The sequence below is a fragment of the Rhodopseudomonas sp. BR0C11 genome, assembly GCF_010820945.1.
GTDB classification, from domain to species: domain Bacteria; phylum Pseudomonadota; class Alphaproteobacteria; order Rhizobiales; family Xanthobacteraceae; genus Rhodopseudomonas; species Rhodopseudomonas palustris_H.
This window is the reverse complement of record NZ_QTKI01000714.1, coordinates 1-1,216: the sequence shown is the minus strand read 5'-3', so window position 1 is coordinate 1,216 and position 1,216 is coordinate 1. Positions and strand designations below refer to the sequence as shown.

The following is a 1,216-nucleotide window of genomic DNA, read 5'->3' as shown; positions in this document are numbered from 1 at the left end:
GGGCCGAGCTGCTGCTGGTGGTGCACGGCAAGCCGGCGACGCCGGATCTGTTCGACGCCGCGGCAAGCCCGTTCGAGCGAAAGCCGGTGCCGGCGGCGACCGCCGAACAGCGCCAGCAAGAGCGGGCGCGACGACGCGACAAGTGGAAGAAACGGTGAGGAAATGATGTACCAGCATCCGGTAGTCGCGCTGCTTACCGAGATCGAACGTTTGTGGAGCGATTCCGCCGAGCAAGCGGCCATTCGCGCGGAGGTCGTTGCGCAGCGCCTGCATTCAGCAGGTATCGTTGACGGCCTCGTAGTTGATGGACGTCTTTGTGTGTCGGAGCATCCACGCAATGCCGTCAACGGCGGATGTAATGTGGCGATCAAAATCGACGGTTCGATTTCCGACGCGCAATTGCGGAAAATGGCCGCACAAGCTGAACTCGCTGAACTGCGGGTGAACGAGTTTTCCGCTAAGCGCAGTTGAAACGAGTCTTGAGAACTCATGACATTCCTCGATCGCATCCTCGGCCGCAGCAAGGCAGCGCCCGCAAGCGCCACCACGGCGCCGCCGCGGGCGCGGGCTGGGTATCTGCGCGATACGCGGTCCAAGGTGCTATCGACGCGCGTTGCTGCGCTGCGCGATCATCGTGACGACGTCCGCATCGCATGGCGTCGTGCCGCCGGGCTGGCGATGGATCTGATCCAGAATTCCAGCCGGCTGCGCGGTGCGGCTGATCAGGTGATCGCCGACACGGTCGGCGTCGAGCTGGTGCTCAACCCGCAACCGGATCTAGCCGCGCTAGGCTACAGCGCCGAGGAAGCCGCGGCGCTGGTGCGCACCATCAAGCATCGCTGGAAGCGCTGGGCTTGGAACCCGCGTGAATGCGATCTCCGCGGCAAATTCACCGTGCCGCAGATGATCGACATCTCGCTGCGCTCGGATATGGCCTACGGCGAAGCGCTGGGCCATATCAGCTACATGAATCCGGCGGAGCGTCGGGCCTACGGCATCGCCAGCGGCACCAAGATGTGCCTGGTGAACCCGACCAAGCTGGTGCAGGACACCAGCGAAGTCGAGGGCATGTTTCAGGGCGTGATCCACGATTCGAACGGCCGCCCGATCGCCTACCGGATCGAGCAGAAGGAAGCCGGCATCACGGTGAAGCGCGATTACCGCGCCTACGATGCCGAGGGCCGGCAGCCGGTGGGGCATGTGTTCGAACCGATGG

General features: G+C 63.9%; 2 protein-coding genes. Both read left to right on the top strand.

Features of this window, described 5'->3' with window-relative positions; all coding sequences use genetic code 11:
* The first annotated feature begins 165 nt into the window (after nucleotides 1-165).
* Nucleotides 166-471, top strand: a complete 306-nt coding sequence (locus DYI24_RS26820; RefSeq protein WP_164574483.1) for a hypothetical protein — start codon at nucleotides 166-168, stop codon at nucleotides 469-471.
* Nucleotides 472-489: 18 nt separating this feature from the next.
* A partial coding sequence (locus DYI24_RS26815) for a phage portal protein (RefSeq protein WP_164574482.1) occupies nucleotides 490-1,216 on the top strand: 727 nt, incomplete at its 3' end.

Excerpts from the sequence above, each read along its gene's own strand:
- DYI24_RS26820 (WP_164574483.1), top strand. The coding sequence starts at position 166 with ATGTACCAGCATCCGGTAGTCGCGCTGCTTACCGAGATCGAACGTTTG.